Source organism: Dellaglioa sp. CoH-57-MRSF-22 (assembly GCF_056781895.1).
Genome location: NZ_JBXAXT010000141.1, coordinates 1 through 343, shown reverse-complemented (window position 1 = coordinate 343; position 343 = coordinate 1). Strand labels below are relative to the sequence as shown.

General features: G+C 50.1%; 1 protein-coding gene. It reads right to left on the bottom strand.

All coding sequences use genetic code 11. The annotated features are described in order from the left end of the window. On the bottom strand, positions 1–343 hold a 343-nt coding region (locus AC1RPR_RS08575), incomplete at both ends, for a hypothetical protein (protein WP_481763528.1).

Here is a 343-nt window from a genome sequence, read left to right as displayed (position 1 = left end):
CGATAGTGCAGATTGATTCACGGCGCTTGCATTAGTGCCCGTACCACCCGTGGGGACCCATTGCGCTTGCACGTCTGCTGTAGGGCGCTGCGCCACGATGTTAATCTGACCTAGGTTACCGCTTAGGCCGGTGCCATCTTCGAGCGTCACGTAGATATCGTCAATTGCGGTAAAGCATCCAGAGCGTTGGAATCCTATAAGGAACAGCCCCGTAGTATCAGTCGTTTGTGTAAACTGGTAGGTGAACTTTGAACCGACTTGAACACCATCCACGTATATGTACACGTCGAACTGGTTTGTGGCCGCTATATTCTTCACATATCGAATTTCGAAGTAATGGTAC